Annotated in this window: 20 protein-coding genes; 14 read left to right on the top strand and 6 right to left on the bottom strand. The window is 58.4% G+C overall.

What is annotated here, in order from left to right:
* The first annotated feature begins 34 nt into the window (after window positions 1-34).
* Window positions 35-229: a DUF1674 domain-containing protein gene (locus NIT7645_RS16770; protein ID WP_008561649.1), complete on the top strand. Its 195-nt coding sequence runs from the start codon at window positions 35-37 to the stop codon at window positions 227-229.
* Window positions 230-272: 43 nt separating this feature from the next.
* Here the strand turns inward: NIT7645_RS16770 and dapB are convergent, their stop codons facing one another.
* Window positions 273-1094, bottom strand: coding sequence for a 4-hydroxy-tetrahydrodipicolinate reductase (gene dapB / locus NIT7645_RS16765; RefSeq protein WP_050687631.1), 822 nt, complete (start codon window positions 1092-1094; stop codon window positions 273-275).
* Window positions 1095-1220: 126 nt separating this feature from the next.
* On the opposite strand from dapB, the gene rbfA reads away from it, so the two are divergent.
* The 6 genes from rbfA to rpsO all read left to right on the top strand — a co-directional run bounded on the left by rbfA (window position 1221) and on the right by rpsO (window position 5847).
* The gene (gene rbfA, locus NIT7645_RS16760) at window positions 1221-1616 is read left to right on the top strand and encodes a 30S ribosome-binding factor RbfA (protein WP_008563212.1); all 396 of its coding nucleotides are present in this window, start codon (window positions 1221-1223) and stop codon (window positions 1614-1616) included.
* On the top strand, window positions 1613-2380 hold the full coding sequence (locus tag NIT7645_RS16755) for a phosphodiester glycosidase family protein (protein ID WP_224834109.1): 768 nt from the start codon (window positions 1613-1615) through the stop codon (window positions 2378-2380). Before rbfA ends, NIT7645_RS16755 begins: the two co-directional genes overlap by 4 nt.
* 81 nt (window positions 2381-2461) lie before the next feature.
* Window positions 2462-3367: a tRNA pseudouridine(55) synthase TruB gene (gene truB / locus NIT7645_RS16750; RefSeq protein ID WP_050687602.1), complete on the top strand. Its 906-nt coding sequence runs from the start codon at window positions 2462-2464 to the stop codon at window positions 3365-3367.
* Between the two features lie 63 nt (window positions 3368-3430).
* Complete coding sequence (locus NIT7645_RS16745) at window positions 3431-3949, top strand: DUF1643 domain-containing protein (RefSeq protein ID WP_008560831.1); 519 nt, start codon at window positions 3431-3433, stop codon at window positions 3947-3949.
* Window positions 3950-4328: 379 nt separating this feature from the next.
* Complete coding sequence (locus NIT7645_RS16740) at window positions 4329-5366, top strand: calcium-binding protein (protein ID WP_008562670.1); 1038 nt, start codon at window positions 4329-4331, stop codon at window positions 5364-5366.
* A gap of 211 nt (window positions 5367-5577) precedes the next feature.
* Window positions 5578-5847 carry a 30S ribosomal protein S15 gene (gene rpsO / locus NIT7645_RS16735; RefSeq protein ID WP_008561536.1) on the top strand — a complete coding sequence of 90 codons (270 nt, stop codon included), beginning with the start codon at window positions 5578-5580 and terminating at the stop codon, window positions 5845-5847.
* 80 nt (window positions 5848-5927) lie between these two features.
* Here the strand turns inward: rpsO and NIT7645_RS16730 are convergent, their stop codons facing one another.
* On the bottom strand, window positions 5928-7523 hold the full coding sequence (locus tag NIT7645_RS16730; protein WP_050687600.1) for a class I SAM-dependent methyltransferase: 1596 nt from the start codon (window positions 7521-7523) through the stop codon (window positions 5928-5930).
* Between the two features lie 314 nt (window positions 7524-7837).
* Between NIT7645_RS16730 and pnp the strand changes: the two genes are divergently transcribed.
* Complete coding sequence (pnp, locus tag NIT7645_RS16725; RefSeq protein ID WP_037302597.1) at window positions 7838-9979, top strand: polyribonucleotide nucleotidyltransferase; 2142 nt, start codon at window positions 7838-7840, stop codon at window positions 9977-9979.
* A 105-nt stretch (window positions 9980-10084) separates the two neighbouring features.
* Complete coding sequence (locus NIT7645_RS16720) at window positions 10085-10801, top strand: glycosyltransferase family 25 protein (RefSeq protein ID WP_008561187.1); 717 nt, start codon at window positions 10085-10087, stop codon at window positions 10799-10801.
* Between the two features lie 76 nt (window positions 10802-10877).
* Here NIT7645_RS16720 and NIT7645_RS16715 read toward each other — a convergent pair whose 3' ends face one another.
* Complete coding sequence (locus NIT7645_RS16715; protein ID WP_008560131.1) at window positions 10878-11531, bottom strand: peroxiredoxin; 654 nt, start codon at window positions 11529-11531, stop codon at window positions 10878-10880.
* 299 nt (window positions 11532-11830) lie between these two features.
* On the opposite strand from NIT7645_RS16715, the gene NIT7645_RS16710 reads away from it, so the two are divergent.
* Complete coding sequence (locus tag NIT7645_RS16710; protein WP_008561137.1) at window positions 11831-13270, top strand: aldehyde dehydrogenase family protein; 1440 nt, start codon at window positions 11831-11833, stop codon at window positions 13268-13270.
* Between the two features lie 76 nt (window positions 13271-13346).
* Here the strand turns inward: NIT7645_RS16710 and NIT7645_RS16705 are convergent, their stop codons facing one another.
* Window positions 13347-13802 carry a glyoxalase superfamily protein gene (locus tag NIT7645_RS16705; RefSeq protein ID WP_008559415.1) on the bottom strand — a complete coding sequence of 152 codons (456 nt, stop codon included), beginning with the start codon at window positions 13800-13802 and terminating at the stop codon, window positions 13347-13349.
* Window positions 13803-14093: 291 nt separating this feature from the next.
* Here NIT7645_RS16705 and NIT7645_RS16700 point away from each other — a divergent pair, with 291 nt between their 5' ends.
* Together NIT7645_RS16700 and NIT7645_RS16695 are read left to right on the top strand one after the other, a co-directional pair.
* Window positions 14094-14594, top strand: coding sequence for a VOC family protein (locus tag NIT7645_RS16700; protein ID WP_008560689.1), 501 nt, complete (start codon window positions 14094-14096; stop codon window positions 14592-14594).
* Window positions 14595-14655: 61 nt separating this feature from the next.
* Window positions 14656-15513, top strand: a complete 858-nt coding sequence (locus NIT7645_RS16695; RefSeq protein ID WP_008562971.1) for an alpha-1,2-fucosyltransferase — start codon at window positions 14656-14658, stop codon at window positions 15511-15513.
* A 2-nt stretch (window positions 15514-15515) separates the two neighbouring features.
* Here NIT7645_RS16695 and NIT7645_RS16690 read toward each other — a convergent pair whose 3' ends face one another.
* Complete coding sequence (locus NIT7645_RS16690; RefSeq protein ID WP_008560586.1) at window positions 15516-16169, bottom strand: RluA family pseudouridine synthase; 654 nt, start codon at window positions 16167-16169, stop codon at window positions 15516-15518.
* Between the two features lie 120 nt (window positions 16170-16289).
* On the opposite strand from NIT7645_RS16690, the gene NIT7645_RS16685 reads away from it, so the two are divergent.
* Window positions 16290-16703, top strand: coding sequence for a nuclear transport factor 2 family protein (locus NIT7645_RS16685; RefSeq protein WP_050687629.1), 414 nt, complete (start codon window positions 16290-16292; stop codon window positions 16701-16703).
* A 5-nt stretch (window positions 16704-16708) separates the two neighbouring features.
* The gene (locus tag NIT7645_RS16680; RefSeq protein ID WP_008561444.1) at window positions 16709-17467 is read left to right on the top strand and encodes an SGNH/GDSL hydrolase family protein; all 759 of its coding nucleotides are present in this window, start codon (window positions 16709-16711) and stop codon (window positions 17465-17467) included.
* On the opposite strand, the gene rarD is transcribed toward NIT7645_RS16680, so the two are convergent.
* Window positions 17424-18320, bottom strand: a complete 897-nt coding sequence (rarD, locus tag NIT7645_RS16675; RefSeq protein WP_008558731.1) for an EamA family transporter RarD — start codon at window positions 18318-18320, stop codon at window positions 17424-17426. The two genes, NIT7645_RS16680 and rarD, sit on opposite strands and share 44 nt — an antisense overlap.
* Between the last annotated feature and the right edge of the window lie 3 nt (window positions 18321-18323).

The following is an 18323-nucleotide window of genomic DNA, read 5'->3' as shown; positions in this document are numbered from 1 at the left end:
CGTATATCATAGAACGTGAACAAAGGAACCCGGCATGAGCGACGCTGATACATCCAACATCGAAAACCTGCCTCCCGCCGCCCAGCGCGCCCTGGCAGAGGCTGCAGAACGACGCAAAGCCGCAGAAGCCGAGCGACAGTCCCAACCAAAGGAACTGGGTGGGCGAGACGGCCCGGACCCCGCGCGCTATGGCGATTGGGAGAAAAAAGGCATCGCCATCGATTTCTGAACGGCCTCAGCAGGGGCCGCCCAACCTGTATTGCGGGACTTGATCAGAGCCCCAGCACATCAACCATGTCGTATTGACCGGGCTCCTTGCCCAGGCCCCACAGCGCGGCCTTGACCGCGCCACGCGCAAAAATCGCGCGATCAGTGGCGAGGTGGCGCAAAACGATCCGTTCACCTTGACCAGCAAACAGCACGTCGTGCTCTCCCACGATGTCACCACCGCGGATTGCGCTAAAGCCGATATCGCCACGCTTGCGCGCGCCAGTGATACCGTCGCGCCCGCTGTCACTGACCTCTGACAGGCTGACACCGCGCCCTTCGGCCGCAGCTTCACCCAACATAAGAGCGGTACCAGACGGGGCATCAACCTTGTGGTGATGATGCGCTTCGATGACCTCGATATCGAAATCCTCATCCAGTGCAGCGGCAACTTTCTTGGTCAGCTGCACGAGGAGGTTCACACCAAGGCTCATGTTGCCGGCACGCACCTGTGCGCAGTGACGCGATGCCGGTTCCAATTTTGCGATCTGTTCGTCGCTCATGCCGGTGGTTCCGATCACATGCACGGCACGGGCCTGCGCAGCAAGGTCGGCAAAGGCAAGCGTAGCTTCCGGGCCGGTGAAATCGATCACAGCCTGAGCCTTGGAGAATGCCTCTAGCGCATCATCTGTGACGGTGACGCCGACCTCGGCCCCGCCCATGGCGGCTCCGATGTCCTGTCCAACCCACTGATGACCGCTGCGTTCGACCGCACCTACCAGCCGGGCAGACAGGTTATCGAGGATTGTGCGGATCAACATCTGGCCCATACGCCCGGAGGCCCCTGTCACCACGATGCCGGGAATGTCGGTGCTGGTCTCTGCCATCGGATCGCTCCTTGCTTGGTTCTGCGCTTGGTTCTGCCGGACCATTGCCCGGATCTCTGTGCTGGATTTCTCCTACCCGCTTGCGCTGCGCTTGGCAAAGCCCCGCTTTCGGCATACATCGAAGGTATGGCTAAGAACAAACTCAATGAGGGCGCAGGCCCCTCCCAACGGCAGCTTCGCGTCGGCGAATTGATTCGTCGTGCGCTGTCAGAGATTTTCACCCGCGGCGACATTCATGACCCGGATCTGAACCGCATGTCGATCACCGTCGGCGAGGTGCGCGTGACCTCTGACCTGCGCATCGCGACTGCCTACGTGCTGCCGCTTGGCGGCAAGGGACAGGACGAGATCCTGAAGCTGATGGCCCGCAACAAGGGCGAGCTGCGCCGGATGATCGGAAAAAAGCTGGGGCTGAAGTTCACGCCCGAACTGCGCTTCCAGTTGGACGAGACCTTTGACCGGATGGATGACACCCGCCGCATCCTGTCCCAGGACGCGGTGCGCCGCGACACCGGTCAGTGATCGCACGGGCGGTGGCCGTGGTGCTGGCCCTATGGGCCGCACCAGTGGCAGCGGTGGATTGCCGCGACATCGCCTATGACGGAAACCGCTACACAATCTGCGAAGTCGACGCTGCCCAGGACAAGCTGCAGCTGTTTCTGCGAGACGGGGATGGCCAGATCTACGGGCATTTCTCTACCCTCGAAGACGATCTCAACAACCGGGGCAAAGTGCTGAGCTTTGCGACCAACGCGGGCATGTATCACCGCGACCGCTCACCGGTTGGGCTTTACCGTGATGGTGACACAGAAGAGATGCGGCTGGTCACAAACCCAGGTCCTGGAAATTTCGGCCTACTGCCTAACGGAGTGTTTTGCATCGGCGACACCCGGACCGATGTGATTGAAACCCTGACATTCGAGGCCACACAGCCTGATTGCCGTTATGCAACGCAATCGGGCCCGATGCTGGTCATTGATGGGGAACTGCATCCCCGGTTCTTGCCCGATTCGACGTCGTATTTCATTCGCAATGGTGTCGGCACCAGCGCCGATGGCCAGCGGGTGGTTTTTGCCATTTCGCGCAATGCCGTGACCTTTCATCAATTCGGGCGTCTGTTCCGGGATGAACTGAACCTGCCCAATGCGCTCTATTTTGACGGCAACATCTCACGTCTGCACGCGCCCCAGATCAACCGAAGCGATGCCGGCTTCATGATGGGGCCAATTGTGGGAGTAGTGGAGCCTGCAACGGACAACCCGGATGCCGACGACGCGACCAACTGATGTAGCTGGCTGATTGACAGGCCAGCGAGGCTGGGCTAACTCGCCCGCCTCTCACTCATAGACGCACGATCGGGGTACGACATGGGACGCAAACGCAAAGGGCGCGATATTTCCGGCTGGCTGGTAGTCGACAAACCTGCGGGGCTGACGTCCACAGCTGTCGTAAACAAGGTACGCTGGGCCTTTGACGCTAAGAAAGCAGGCCATGCGGGCACACTTGATCCCGAGGCAACTGGCGTATTGGCTGTTGCCCTTGGAGAGGCGACAAAAACCGTGCCCTACATCACTGACGCCCTAAAGGCCTATACCTTTACCGTGCGCCTTGGTCAGGCGACCAATACCGACGACGCCGAAGGCGAAGTCATCGCCGAAAGCAGTGACCGGCCCAGTGATGAAGCCATCAAGGACGCGCTTTTGCCGTTTCTGGGAGAGATCCAGCAAGTCCCACCGAAATTTTCGGCGGTCAAGGTTGATGGCCAGCGCGCCTACAAGCTTGCACGCGACGGGGAAGAGATCGAACTCGCTGCACGCCCCTTGTGGGTCGAAGAGCTGATTCTGGTCGATCGCCCCGACCCCGATCACGTCGTGCTGGAAATGACATGCGGCAAGGGTGGTTATGTCCGCTCTATCGCGCGCGATCTGGGCGAGGCGCTGGGGTGCCACGCTCACGTGAAATGCCTGCGCCGCATCTGGTCTGGTCCATTTGATGCGGAGGATGGGATCAGCCTTGAAACGCTGGACGACCTTGCGAAATCCCCCGAGCTCGACACCTATCTGCGCCCGCTCGAAGAGGGGCTAGCCGACCTGCCGGAACTGACCTGTACCCCGGAAGGGGCCAGCAAACTGCGCAACGGCAACCCCGGCATGGTATTGGCTTCGGATGTGGAATACGGCGAAGAGGCTTGGGCCTCTTACGAGGGGAAAGCAGTCGCTGTGGGTCAGTACAAATCCGGTCAACTGCGCCCAAGTCGGGTATTTGTCGGCTGACATGCCCGTGTTTGGCCCGGCCCCGAGTTGACAGCCGGGTACCAGACCGGCACCACGGATGCCATGATCACACGCACCCACACCAAGGGCGATGCCCCATCGACCGCAGTCTATTCGGACTGTGAGCGTTACAGATACAGCCTGACCCGCATCTGGGATGCTGCGGGCGATTGGGTGATGTTTGTGATGCTCAATCCCTCCACCGCAACCGAAGTGCAGAACGACCCGACGATCGAGCGCTGTGAACGGCGCGCTCGGGCGCTTGGGTTTGGCGGGTTCTGCGCCACCAATATCTTTGCCTTTCGCGCGACGGATCCCCGCGACATGAAACAAGCTGATGATCCTATCGGACCCGATAATCTCGATGCGATCCTCAATGGTGCGGCTTGGGCAGATCAGGTTATCTGTGCTTGGGGGACCCACGGCGCCTTTCGCGATCAGGGCGCTGCGGTCGCCAATCGCCTCGCGGGGGTGGGAAAGCCCCTGTTTCATCTGGGGCTGAGCAAGGCAGGTCATCCCAAACATCCGCTCTACATCCGCTATGCGCAGCAGCCTGAGCTTTGGGATCATCCACACAGCTAGGGTCAGGATGCATTGATTTGGCACCACTGGTTTACCTGATCTTGTTCCTGACAAGGCACATCGACGCAGAAATACTGGTTGTATTTCAAGGTGATGTAACGCAGCTCATGAGCAAGATCAGGTAAATCTTACAGACGCAGGGAGCGCTGCAAAGCAGCGGCTTTGACCGCTTGAAATTGACCCCGCCAGTTCCTGCGCGCTCAAAACCCCTGCTAAATTGCCCTTCCTGCGCCAGTGATGCCAAATCAATGCATCCTGACCCTAGGCAAAGCACAACGTCGCAACGCTCTGCTAACCAATGTTCTCTGTTTGTTTTGATTGCAACCCAGACGTGTGCAAGGCTGACAGCCTGTGATCCATCTGCTCAAAGGGGCGTCTGATGTTGATGCTGGCCGCACTGCTGGGAATGGCAGCCATTGGGGGCTTTCTCCTGTTTGAAGAGGCGGACGCAACCCCGTCCGACACTGATGACGATACCCAGGACCGCGACGTGCCAGACAATTCCCCAGCCGGGCAGCCAACCATTCCGATGGAAGAATTCCTGATCACTGGAGGCGACGGTAGCGATCACCTATCCGGAACAGAACTGCCCGACCGCCTACTGGGCCTAGGAGGCAACGACCAGCTAAACGGATATGGCGGCAATGATGATCTGGCGGGCGACGACGGCGATGACAGACTGTTTGGCGGCACAGGGGATGACACCCTTTCCGGGGGCAACAATTCCGACCTGCTGCACGGTGGGGATGGCAATGACCTGATCAATGGGGGCAATGGCGTTGACACGCTTTACGGCCATTTCGGCAATGACCACCTTTCAGGTGGCGAAGGCGACGACGTGGCCCACGGTGGTGTTGGGCAGGACACGTTGACAGGTGGCAGCGGTGCAGATGCGCTACACGGCAATGACGGGGGCGACAATATCAGTGGGGGCGCCGATCAGGATAGCCTGTTTGGTGGAGGCGGCGACGATCTACTGAACGGCAGCGACGACCGTGCCCAAAAGGACTATCTAAACGGCGGCGAGGGCAATGACACGATCATCGCTGGAGCAAACGATGTGGTCACAGGAGGCCAAGGCGCCGATCATATCGTATTTGCCCAAACAACCATCGAACCGCAGGTGACGGATCCGGATCACCCTGATGAGACCACCACTCAGCTGGAGCTGGTTGATTTTGAACCCGGCGAGGACCAACTGGCTCTCCATTGGGATCATGACGGCAACACAACACCAAGGGTGGAAGTGAAGCTGCAAGAGGGCAGCACAAACAGCCACGTCATCTCGATTGATGGGCAGGAAGCGGTGGTTGTTATCGGCCCCGACACCCTCCAGGCATCTGACATAATCCTTCTGGATCAGGATCAGGCGGCAAACCTGGGCCTGGCTGGGGATGCGCCTGCAAACCCCAGCTGAAACCGCAGCCAGACGTAGGCGGCACCTGCGGCACGGATCGCCTACGCGATTCTCTTTGCGTTTCTTTCAGAATCTGCATATATGCGCGTCTTGTTCCAAAGCTGGTCCGCCCTTTCATACAAGCGCGGCGCAGCTGAGGACACCTCCATGGGCCTGTGCTGGACGACATCCCGGCCTGTGCCATTCACACAAACCTTTAAAGGAGACCCCGATGTCGATCACTGCTGAAGAAAAAGCACGCCTGATGAAAGAATTCGCAACCAAAGAAGGCGACACCGGTTCCCCGGAAGTCCAGGTTGCAATCCTGACCTCGCGCATCAACACCCTGACCGAGCACTTCAAGACCCACAAAAAAGACAACCACGGTCGTCGCGGTCTGCTGAAGATGGTTGCTCAGCGTCGTAAGCTGCTGGACTACACCAAAGCCAAAGACGTGGCCCGCTACCAGGACCTGATCAAGCGCCTGGGTATCCGCCGCTAATCGCGTCGGTTTACCGGTCAAAGACAACGCCCGCTTCCATGGAAGCGGGCGTTTCTTTTTTGGGGGTCTGGTTGCCCTGCCTAGGCTGCTGCACTCGATGCAACAGAGGCCTCCTGCGCCGTCGCGATCGGAAGCAGCGAAATCCCCAATTGCTCCAGAATACGCACCCGGCGGGCTGCAAATGATTGTGCCCGGACCTGCAAGACGGCGATGTTCTCCTCCGCCGTTTCAAGAACTTTTCCGTCCTGTTCCAACCGCTGCCCTTGGGGTGCAAGGATCTGCCAGGCAAACAGCGCCCAGCTTTCCGGGGTCTCATGCCCCTCACTGCGCGCAAGGAGGAACAGCTGCTCCATCCGGTCAACCGCCACGCCGCCACCGGTGACCGGTGATGCAAGGAACGACAGCTTCTGGGTTTCCTCGGACTGTTTGCAAACCGCCAGATTGAACTGACGGCACCCTTCAGACCGCTCTGCAATGCCATCCAACGGCAGGCAAGGAACGATAAAGCCCGCCCCGACAAGATATTTCATCATCCGGGTGATATCAGCCCACTGCATCGCGCCAAAGAGCCCTTGCGCCAGCAAATCGCGTACGGTCGCCGGACCCTCAGAGAGTTTCTGCAGGACCGGATCATAGTCGAGCCCTGCCATGTCGACCTCCAGCCCGCGCCAAGACATCTTGACCGGGCCCGTAGAATAGCGACGCGCCAGCGCAAATGGCGTAGCAAACCACGCACCAACAGCCCCCCGTTCGGTAAACGGAACCCCGCCTTTCACAAACAAATCTGCCCGAAATTGTTCGTTGAGCATGACATCACGCAGGGATTCACGTCGGACCTGATCACATTCGTTATCAAGGATCTCAAGTTGCGCCTTGCTCATGCACAGCTCATCCATCTGATCAAGCAGGTTGGCCGCACCCAAGTAGTCAAGCTTGGCCTGTCCCATGTCTGCTGCGACATCGGCGAAATGAAACGGCGTCCAGTCTTTGTTGAAGAACTCATGTGCAAGGTAGTTGCGAGGCATTGCCCGCATCTTGGTCAATCGGGTTACCTGATCTGGGTTATAAGCGAAAAAATCAGCGCCGGATTTGCGTAGGGTTTCGGCAAAGGCAATGGCATCATCAATCCGTTTTTCAAGCGGGCCGGTCCCGCGCTCGGCATGGTCGGTGAGGATCCGACGGATTGGCATCGCCGCCGCCCACCCTGGTTGAGTATTGAAACTCGCGTAGACCACACCGCCCGGTTTCAGATGTTTGGCGATGAAATCATAGACCAACTTTTGATTGTCCCGTGAGACCCAGCTCAAGATACCATGCAGCGCGATCACGTCAAACTCGCTCGGCAGACCGGGAGAGCCTGCAAAATCCGCAAACGAGCGCTCATAGAAGTGGACATTTTGAACGCCGCCCTGTTCGGCCAGCGCCCGCGCCTCCGCAATATGTGCTGGATTGAAGTCCATCGCATGTACGTCAATGTGCGGATTTGCTGCTGCAATCACATTGGCCGTGAACCCCTGACCACAGCCCAGCTCGCAATAGCTGAATGTTTCGCGACCAAACGGATGCTGGACCCCCTTTGACAGGGCCGCAAGCCCCATGCGGGTTGGCGTCATCGCATGGAAGAAATCGTAGGTATAGCCAATTTCGGCTACATAGCCGGAAGTCCAGTCGTTCATTTAGCACCTTCTGCTGCTGATGAGGGCATGCGCCCTTTTGATCAGCAATTTGGCTAAATTTATTGATGATCCCGTTAACGGCTTCGCAGTTCACAAAGTTGTCAGGAAATCGCCCCATCAACGGCACACGCGCTGAACCCGCGCCGGCGCTTTTCCTTTCAATCTGTGGAAAAATCCTGTATGCGCCCCCCATCTGAGACGATGTGCCGAGGCCCTGGCACGCGAAGAAAGATAGATTGGGCCGGCGGCAATGGGGCCGCCACGCAAACGGGAGACCCGGAGGGCCGGGAGCGCTCCCTTTTAGGATACGACAGATGTTCAACGTAACTAAGAAATCGATGCAGTGGGGCGAAGAGACGCTCACACTGGAGACCGGCAAGGTCGCCCGTCAGGCTGATGGCACAGTGATTGCCACCCTGGGCGAGACCTCGGTTATGGCAAACGTGACGTTTGCCAAGGAACAAAAGCCTGGTCAGGACTTCTTCCCGCTGACCGTGCACTACCAAGAGAAATACTACGCTGCGGGCAAGGTTCCCGGCGGCTTCTTCAAACGTGAAGCCCGCCCGACCGAAAAAGAAACCCTGACCGCGCGCCTGATCGACCGTCCGATCCGCCCGCTGTTCGTTCCCGGCTTCAAAAACGAAGTTCTGGTGATGTGCACCGTGCTGAGCCACGACCTGGTCAATGACCCGGACATCGTTGCAATGATCGCTGCCTCCGCTGCGCTGACCATTTCTGGCGCGCCGTTCATGGGCCCGATCGCTGGCGCACGTGTTGGTTTCACCGATGGCGAATACGTCCTGAACCCGACCGTCGACGACATGCAGGATCTGCGTCTGAACCCTGAACAGCGTCTGGATCTGGTTGTTGCCGGCACCAAGAACGCCGTGATGATGGTGGAATCGGAAGCTTACGAGCTGACCGAAGCAGAGATGCTGGGTGCGGTGAACTTTGCACACGAGCAGATCCAGCCGGTGATCGACCTGATCATCTCGCTGGCCGAAGAAGCCGCAAAAGAGCCTTTTGATTTCCAGGCACCGGACTACTCCGAGCTGTACGAAGCGGTGAAAGCCGCTGGTGAAACCGAAATGCGTGCAGCATTTGCGATCACCGACAAGCAAGAGCGCACCGCCGCTGTTGCAGCTGCTCGTGAAACCATCAAGGCAGCTCTGAGCGAAGAGCAGCTGGAAGACGCGAACCTCGGTTCCGCGATGAAGAAGCTGGAAGCCGGCATCCTGCGCGGTGACGTCGTCAAAGGCGGTAAGCGCATTGATGGCCGTGACACCACCACGGTGCGCCAGATCGTTTCTGAAACCGGCATGCTGCCCCGTACCCACGGTTCCGCCCTGTTCACCCGCGGTGAAACACAGGCGCTGGCCGTGACGACCCTTGGCACCGGCGATGACGAACAGTTCATCGACGCGCTGCACGGCAACTTCAAATCCAACTTCCTGCTGCACTATAACTTCCCTCCCTATTCGGTTGGTGAAGTTGGTCGCGTTGGTTCGCCCGGCCGCCGTGAAATCGGCCATGGTAAACTGGCATGGCGTGCACTGCAGGCTGTTCTGCCCGCACCGACCGATTTCCCCTACACCATCCGCGTGGTGTCCGAGATCACCGAATCGAACGGCTCCTCCTCGATGGCGTCGGTTTGCGGTGGCTCGCTGTCCATGATGGACGCAGGCGTTCCGCTGAAGGCACCTGTTGCCGGTGTCGCCATGGGTCTGATCCTGGAAGACGACGGTTCCTACGCGATCCTGTCCGACATTCTTGGTGACGAAGACCACCTGGGCGACATGGACTTTAAAGTGGCAGGCACCGAAAACGGTATCACCTCGCTGCAGATGGACATCAAGGTCGCAGGCATTACCCCTGAGATCATGGAAAAAGCCCTGGCCCAGGCCAAGGACGGCCGGATGCACATCCTGGGCGAGATGTCCAAGGCCCTGTCGGAAACCAATGCGTTCTCCGTACACGCGCCGCGCATCGAAACCATGCAGATCCCGACCGACAAGATCCGTGAAGTAATCGGCTCCGGCGGCAAGGTCATCCGCGAAATCGTGGAAACCTCTGGCGCGAAAGTCGACATCAACGACGACGGCGTGATCAAGATTGCATCCGCTGACGGCACTGCGATCCAGAAGGCCTACGACATGATCCACTCGATCGTGGCTGAGCCGGAAGAAGGCGCAGTTTACACCGGCAAGGTCGTGAAAATCGTCGATTTTGGTGCGTTCGTGAACTTCTTTGGCAAGCGCGATGGTCTGGTACACGTTTCCCAGATCGAAAACCGCCGCCTGAACCATCCTTCGGATGTTCTGAAAGAAGGCCAGGAAGTTAAGGTCAAGCTGCTGGGCTTTGACGATCGCGGCAAGGTTCGCCTGTCCATGAAGGTTGTGGATCAGGAAACCGGCGAAGAAATCAAAGCCGAAAAGAAAGAAGAGAAAGCGGATTAATCCCTCCTCTTGCTTCTGAAAATGAGAAAGCCCCGGTGTTTCACCGGGGCTTTTTGCTGGATGGCCTGACTGGACGGCTTGCTGCAAAACACCTAGCAAGACTCCATGACCAAATCATACGTGATACATCTCGCGGCAAGCACAGCGCGCACAGATCTCGTCTCCGCACTGGTTCAGACACTGCCAGGCGGGCAGGTTCTGGACGCTGTGGACGGGCGAAAGATGTCGGCTCAGGAACGTGCCCAGGTTTCAGTGCCGCATTTGCTGGATCCGCGCTATCCCTTCCCGCTCATGCCCTCAGAGATCGGCTGCTTTCTCTCACATCGCAAAGCCTGGAAGGCCATCGCGGAGGGCGAGGCGGATTTTGGTTTTGTCGCAGAAGATGACGTTGTCACGACTGATGGTTTCGCTGATGCCTTGCAAATCGCACTGGACCACGCAGACAGGCAGAGCCTGATCCGATTTCCCATGGCCCCGCGCGAAAAGCCCAAATCGGTAGTCGCAACGAAGGGTGATGTGACGCTGTTTCGCCCTCAAGAGATCGGCCTGACCGCCGCGCTTTACCTGCTTGGCAAGGACGCAGCACATTCATTGTGGTCTCAATCAGAGCGGTTTGACCGTCCGGTAGATACCTGGCTGCAGATGCGGTGGGAAACCGGCGTCGATAGTCTGACGCTCTGGCCCAGCTGCATCAAGAGCGCTGCCGCAAGCCACGGCGGCTCCACCATCCAGAAAAAACGCAGCCGCATGGACCAGCTCAAACGAACTTGGCACCGGGCGCGCTATCGCGCAGCTATTACAAGTTTGTCGAAAGGCAGTTAGGAAGCGGCCACCAGACTGCAAAACGAAAAAAGGGGCCATGCGGCCCCTTTGTTGTTCATTGCGCAGGTTTACGCGATCACTGCGGCGCTTTGGTTTTGCGCAGGTAAGGGAAGATCGTCTCGAACTCGCCAAACTTGGCTTTTGCGTCCTCGTTCGAAACGGTTGGCGGGATAATGACATCCTCGCCCGGAACCCAGTTGGCAGGTGTCGCAACACCGTTGCCGATCGACATCTGCAGACCGTCAAGCGCCCGCAGGATTTCCGCAAAGTTGCGGCCAACTGTCATTGGATAGGTCATGGACAGTTTCAGCTGCTTGTCGGGCCCGATGATGAAGACAGAGCGCACCGTTGCGCTATCGGCGGGCGTCCGGCCGTCGGGCAGATAGGCCTCGGCAGGAAGCATGTCGAACGCTTTGGACACCGCAAGACCTTCATCCGCGATAATCGGGAAGCCCGCGGGGGTGCCCGCAAATGTTTCGATATCGCCTTTCCACTTCTTGTGGTCCTCGGCACCGTCGACGGAAACACCAATCACCTTGGTGTTGCGCTTGGCCCATTCATCCGCCAGCTGCGCGACCGCGCCGAATTCGGTGGTGCAGACAGGGGTAAAGTCCTTGGGGTGAGAAAACAGAATCGCCCAGCTGTCTCCGATCCAATCGTGGAACGAGATGGTGCCCTGGTCGGTTTCTGCGGTGAAATCCGGAACCACATCATTGATACGCAAACCCATGGGTCTCTCCTCTGCTGTCAAATGGATACATGGTATGGCGCTAACCTAACCACTGCGGAGGCAGGTTAAACCCTTGATGCGCAAACTTCACCGGAAAAGACGATCACGATTGAGGCGCGACCCACAGTGCAGTGATTGTTCCGGACCCGGCGAAAAAGGGAGAACATTTCCCTTGTCTTGCCAACAGGTGAATAATTTGATCAAATTTCTCACGCCCTCTTGCCGATCCGATATCGCAATGACAGAGTGACGCCAATTGCGGGCAAGCCCGTCAAATTCTGACATCTGGGAGGTCAGTCATGATCGAAAAACGTGATTTCTACATCAACGGCCAATGGGTCGCCCCCGCGTCTTCCAATGACTTCGAGGTCATCGACCCATCCACCGAATCCCCCTGTGCTGTGATCTCTCTCGGTGGTGAAGCTGACACAAATGCTGCAGTTGCCGCAGCCAAAGCCGCGCTGCCGGGTTGGATGGCAACCCCAGTTGAAGACCGCATCGCGCTGGTTGAAAAGCTGATCGCCATCTACGAGACCCGCACCGAAGATCTGGCACAGGCCATGAGCGCGGAGATGGGCGCACCGATTGACATGGCGCGGACCCAACAGGCCGGGGCCGGCAGCTACCACCTGCAAAACTTCATCCGCGCAGCAAAGAGCTTTGCGTTTGAACACCCGCTAGGCGATCACGCGCCCAACGACCGCATCATCCACGAAGCGGTAGGGGTCGCTGCACTGATCACGCCGTGGAACTGGCCGATGAACCAGATCACACTGAAAGTCGGAGCCGCAGCCATTGCGGGCTGTACAATGGTGCTGAAACCCTCCGAGCAGAGCCCGCTCAATGCGATGATCTTTGCGGAAATGATGGACGAAGCAGGCTTCCCTGCTGGTGTGTTCAATCTGGTCAACGGGGATGGCGCAGGTGTAGGCACCCAGCTGTCCAGCCACCCGGATATCGACATGGTCTCTTTCACCGGCTCTACCCGCGCAGGCACTGCCATTTCCAAGGCCGCCGCAGACACCCTCAAGAAGGTTCATCTCGAACTGGGCGGCAAAGGGGCAAATGTCATTTTTGAAGATGCCGACGAAAAGGCGGTCAAACGTGGCGTGCTGCACATGATGAACAACACAGGCCAGAGCTGTAACGCTCCGAGCCGGATGCTGGTTCAGAAAGGCATTTACGATCAAGCCGTCGAAGAAGCCGCTGCTGTCGCTGCCAAGGTCGAAGTTGGCCCCGCCTCCAAGGAAGGCCGGCACATTGGCCCCGTTGTGAACGAACTGCAGTGGAACAAAATCCAGGACCTGATCCAGAAAGGCATCGACGAAGGCGCGCGCCTTGTCGCTGGCGGCACCGGGCGCCCGGATGGGCTGAACAAAGGGTTCTATGTCAAACCCACCGTATTTGCTGATGTGAACAATCAGATGACCATCGCCCGCGAGGAGATTTTTGGCCCGGTTCTGTCAATCATTCCCTTCGAGACCGAAGAAGAGGCTATCGAGATCGCCAATGACACGCCCTATGGCCTAACCAACTATGTTCAGACCCAGGACGCAAACCGCGCAAATCGCATGGCCCGCAAACTGCGTGCCGGTATGATTGAGATGAACGGTAAATCCCGCTCGGCAGGCTCTCCGTTCGGCGGCATGAAGCAATCTGGCAATGGTCGCGAAGGTGGCAGCTGGGGGATCGAGGATTTCCTCGAGATCAAAGCCGTCGGTGGTTGGGCTGCTGAATAAGCACCCGCCGAAATCGTAGATGAGAAGAGCCGCCTAAACGGGCGGCTCTTTGTTTTTGCGGGGGTCAAAACAGGCTCTAATCAGGGAGATCCAACACTAGCTGCGGTTGTCCGTCCGACGTGCATTCAGCTGAACGCCCGTCCCATCCAATGGTCCCCGTGATCCTTTGGCGCCAGGCCGAGAAGCTGTCAAACTGAACCACGTCGACCGCTTCATGCAGATGCAGCGTCACGCGCCGACGCGCGCCTTCTGCAAAGACTTTGAGGCCCAGAAGTTCTGCGGTGAAGGGCTGCCCAAGATATGTGCCGCGCAGCGTCTGCCCAACCCTAAGGGTCTGCGGTCGTCCGTTTGACAAAGGTCTTTCGGCCTTGGCGCTGAGCGTGTTCCAGTCGCGAAAGCCATACTGCTGCGCAACCATCTCAAGCGCCGCACTATGAGACAGGTCCAGATTACGGGTTTGCAGCTGCTGGCGGAGCCGGCGCGCCTGCTGTTTGAGGTTCCCGACAGTTGGGAGCTCGTCTTGATGTGTCATTTGTCTTGCCTCTTGTTCAATCAACAAGATGCGCCTGAAAACGGGGCCCGCATTGCCATTGGCGCATCGCGTGGATGAGCAAAAGACAGAGAAATCAATTCGAGGGTTCACCTTGGTTCAAAACCGCGGGCGGCGGGGCCTCGTCCCCTGCAAACCGGCATAGTGACATAGCCGTGGTCACGTCAAGCCTGCATGATCGCCGGACAAGGAGGACAAATCGCTTGACCTCAACCTGACTTGAGCATGCAGGCTCGCCATTCCTGATCAACTGAGTGACAAGGAAAAGGACAGATGAACCACCACGTGACCACCACAGCCACCATCGGCACAGAACTCACCGGGGTATATGAAACCCACCTAACAGTCCGCGATCTGGATCGTTCCATCGCATTTTATCGCGACATCATCGGGCTTGAACTGGCCCGCGTCCTGCCGGAACGTCAGGTTGCGTTTCTCTGGGTGGGTGGCCCAGAACAGGGGATGCTGGGCCTGTGGGGGACGGGGACGGCTCCGATGGGCATGCGCCTGCACATGGCGTTTCGCAGCACGCCCGCCGCAATGGATGGCATTTGCGACCGGCTGAGCGATGTCGGCGTGCAGCCCCTCGATTTCAACGGCGCCCCCACAGAAGAGCCAGTGGTTCTTGGCTGGATGCCTGCGCTTTCGGTCTATTTCAAGGATCCTGACGGCCACTCGATCGAAATCCTGAGCTACCTGAACGAGGAGCCAGACCCTGCCTTCGGGGTTGCCGGATTCGCGCAATGGGAAACGCAAAGACGTACCGCCCAATAGCAAGGCTGGCCAGAGCCGCCGCAGAAGCATATGACATCGCAAGAGCCGAGAGGAGCCTGCGATGATCATCACCCGCCTGCATGGCCGACTGGGAAACCAGATGTTCCAATATGCCGCCGGCCGCGCCCTGGCCGACCGGGCAGGCGTTCCGCTTGCATTGGACAGCCGTGGGGCCATTTTGCGTGGTGAGGGCGTACTGACCCGCGTGTTTGATCTAGAGCTTGCCGATCCCGTTCACCTGCCGCCTTTGAAACAGACGAATCCACTGCGGTACGCAATCTGGCGCGGCATCGGGCAGAAAGTCGGCGCCAAACCATATTTTCGCCGCGAGCGGGGTCTTGGGTATAATCCGGCTTTCGAGGACTGGGGCGACAACAGCTATCTTCATGGCTATTGGCAGAGCCAGAAGTATTTTCAAAACAGCGCTGAACGTATCCGGAGCGATTTCACTTTCCCCGCGTTTTCCAATCAGCAAAACGCCGAAATGGCCGCCAGAATCGCGGAAAGCACTGCGATTTCTCTGCATGTGCGACGAGGCGATTACCTGACCTTTGCGGCACATGTTCTGTGTGATCAGGCCTACTACGATGCGGCATTGGCAAAGGTGCTGGATGGTCTGCAGGGCGACCCAATCGTCTATGTCTTTTCCGATGACCCCCAGTGGGCCAAGGACAACCTGTCACTGCCTTGCGAAAAGGTTGTTGTCGACTTCAATGGGCCAGAGACCGATTTTGAAGACATGCGCCTGATGAGCCTGTGTCAGCACAACATCATCGGCAACAGCTCTTTCTCCTGGTGGGCGGCATGGCTCAATCAAACGCCAGGTCGACGGGTCGCGGGGCCTGCCAAGTGGTTTGGAGACCCCAAGCTGAGCAATCCCGACATCTTTCCACATGACTGGCTGCGGATCTCCGTCTGACCTCAGAACGGGGCTTTTGCGCGGAACTTCATGGATTCTCCGCTGTCGGGGTGTTTGACCCGCAGCTCTTCCGAATGGAGCATCAGCCGCTCATGGTTTCTTGCGGGGCCTTCGGCATAGATCGGGTCCCCAAGAATGACATGGCCTAGCGCCAGCATATGCACCCGCAATTGATGAGACCGACCCGTTTTCGGCGTGAGACGCACGCGTGTCGCGGCCTCCTCGTATTTGGTCACGCGCCAATCCGTCACGGCTGGTTTCCCGGTCTCATGGCAAACCATCTGGCGGGGACGATTGGGCCAGTCAACGATCAACGGCAGATCAACTGTCCCGCTTCTCGGCTCAAGGCGCCCGTGCACGCGCGCGACATAGGCCTTTTTCGTCGTGCGCTTTTCAAACTGCATCGACAAATGCCGCTGCGCATGGGCGGTCATGCCAAAGATCATCACGCCAGAGGTGTCACGGTCCAGCCGATGCACCAGAAGTGCCTCGGGAAAGACGGCCTGAACCCGCGAGATCAAACAATCGGCAAGATGTTCCCCTCGTCCCGGCACACTCAACAATCCGTGCGGTTTGTTCACCACCACGATTTCTGCGTCGTGGTAGAGAATATCCAACGGATCCTGCGGCGGGTTGTATTCGCTTGAGAGTGTCATGGTCGCGTCCCTAGCGCCCTGCACACCACAGGGCAAGCTTTCGCAACGTCGTGCTTGCCGCGGCAGACCGCCCCCGTCAGGGTTGAAAGCACCATCCGATTGAAGGACCAGATCGATACCATGACCCACCCGACGATCGAGACCCTGCTGAACGTCGTTGCCAAGGGCGATGATAAAGCGATTGCCGCCCTGCTGGCTGAGGACGTGCAGTTTCGGCCGCCGACTTATTGGAAAACTTGGACGGGTCGGGCGCCTGTTGCTGCCATTCTAGGGCACGTCGGGCAGATCTTCACCGAATTCCGCTACTGCCGGATCATGGGTGATGGCGCTGATTGGGCGCTGGAGTTTCAATGCAAGGTCGGGGAGCTGGACGCAGTTGGTGTCGATTTGATCACCTTGGACGACACCGGGCTTATCACCCAGTTCGAGGTCGTCATGCGCCCCTACAAGACCGTCGGCGCGTTGCGGGATGCAATCATGGAACGGGTTATGCAAGATCCGCGGTTCATCGGCTTTCAGTCCGCGCTCAGCTGATTGAAATGGACCGTGTCCTGAGGGTTATTCTTTTCCCGGTTCTGGTCGCACAAGCCATTTCCGTCCGTCGAAGCGCGCTGCGCCTGCCAGAACCCATCGGACCCCGCAGTGGCGATGTCATTCGCAAGGTCGATCATCCGCCTCTGCGTATCCTGATTGCAGGGGACAGTTCCGCTGCGGGGGTGGGCGTTTCCACCCAGGCAGAGGCGCTCTCGGGTCAGTTGGCAGCACAGCTTTCCTGCACCCACGCCGTGCACTGGCGTCTGCTTGCAACCAACGGGCACCGCACGGCTGACACGCTGTTGCGCCTGCAACAGGAACCGACAGGTCGGGATGTGGATGTCGTGGTGCTGGCCTTGGGGGTAAACGATGTGACCCGCCTGACCAGCAAGACCCGGTTTCACATGGAACAGTCCGCCCTGATCAATTTGCTGAAACGGAAATACCGGGCCAAATTGATCATTCTATGTGGCGTCCCGCCAATGGCTCGTTTCCCAGCCCTGCCTAACCCTCTCGCCTGGTTTCTGGGACAACATGCCGCCCGTCTTGACCAGGTGCTTGCCCGCCTCGCTGAAACACAGGCCGACGTGCTGCACCTGCCATTCCAGATTGACCTGTCACCGGACATGGCGGCCCGGGATGGCTACCACCCATCAGCTAGGGCCTATCGCCTATGGGCCGAGGTTCTCTGCAAAACCATAAGGGGCTGGGGACACCCCGCTAGGCGCGACGCATCTGTCGAACAAGGGACGTGGAATAGATAATCAGAGCCAGCCAGATCATCGGAAAGGCAATCATCCGCGCACGCCCGAACTCCTCTCCAAACAGGAATACAGCAGCGAGAAAAATCATCGTCGGCGCGATATACTGCAGGATGCCGATCGTGGACAGCCGCAACAGCTTGGCACCGTTGGCATAGGTGATGAGCGGCACCGCCGTCACCACACCGCATCCAACCAACAGCACCGTATCCCCGAGATCACCACCAAAATGCGCGCCGCCGGTTGACGCAAGATAGACCAGATACCCGATGGCCGGCGGTGTCAGGATCAAAACCTCCAGCATGAAGCCCTGATTGGGGCCAACCGGGAGGGATTTCTTGAAGAAGGCGTAAAACCCCCAGCTGAGCGTGAGGCCAATCGCAGCCCAAGGCAAACTTCTTGCGTCCACCGCCAGCACAACGACGGCAAGGGCGGCCAAACCGATCGCGACCAGTTGGGCAACAGTCAGGCGCTCTCCCAGCAGTAGGGCGCCCAGCATGACGCTGAACAATGGGTTGATGTAATAGCCCAATGCAGCGTCCAGGGCATGCCCTGTGGCAATGGACCAGACATAGATCCCCCAATTCACGGAAATCAGCGCCGCAGTGACACAGCCCATCGCCAAAACCTTGGGGGACCGCAAAGCAGCCTGCAAATCGCGGGTGCGGCGCAGAACCACCAGCAGAATGCCAGCCACCGGGACCGACCACAGAACGCGGTGCGCAACGACCTCTGCCGCGGGCATATGAGAAAGCGCCTTCATATAAAGCGGCAGGAAACCCCACATCAGATATGCTGAAATCGCAAAGGCGAGCCCTTGGGGCGTATCGACATTCTCGCGTTTTTGCTGCGACATCCT

Source organism: Phaeobacter italicus (assembly GCF_001258055.1).
In the GTDB taxonomy this organism is placed as follows: domain Bacteria; phylum Pseudomonadota; class Alphaproteobacteria; order Rhodobacterales; family Rhodobacteraceae; genus Phaeobacter; species Phaeobacter italicus.
The sequence above is the reverse complement of the archived record's forward strand: the minus strand, read 5'-3'. Positions and strand labels throughout refer to the sequence as shown.